The sequence below is a fragment of the Rhizobacter sp. P2_H3 genome (assembly GCF_056403355.1).
Genome location: NZ_JBFUFQ010000556.1, coordinates 1 through 513 on the forward strand (window position 1 = coordinate 1; position 513 = coordinate 513).

1 protein-coding gene is annotated in these 513 nt (G+C 68.2%); it reads right to left on the reverse strand.

Annotated elements, in window-relative coordinates:
- A partial coding sequence (locus AC1D1T_RS33010) for a PHP domain-containing protein (protein ID WP_477993590.1) occupies nucleotides 1-513 on the reverse strand: 513 nt, incomplete at both ends.

Consider the following 513-nt stretch of genomic DNA (forward strand, 5'->3'; position numbering starts at 1 on the left):
GCTGGCCGGGCGCGTGCGCGTCGGTGTCGATGCTGAACACGCAGCCGATCTCGATCGCGAGGTTCAGCAGCCGGTCCGGCGGGTCGCAGCGCTCGGGGCGAGAGTTGATCTCGACGGCGACCCCGTTGTCGACGCACGCGGTGAACACCTTCTCGGCGTCGAACTTCGACTCCGGCCGGGTGCCGCGGCTGCCCTCGACCAGCCGGCCCGTGCAGTGCCCGAGCACATCAGCCTGGCCACCGGACACGGCGCGGACCATCCGCCGGGTCATCGCATCGGCGTCCATCGCCAGTTTCGAGTGCACGCTGGCCACCACGATGTCCAGGCGCTCCAGCAGTTCAGGTTCCTGGTCGAGGCTGCCGTCGTCGAGGATGTCGACTTCGATACCCGTCAGGATGCGCATCGGCGAGAACTGTTCGCGCAGTTCGTCTATCACGTCGAGTTGGTGACGGAGCCGGTCCGGCGACAGCCCGTTCGCGACGGTGAGGCGCGGCGAATGATCGGTCAGCGCAC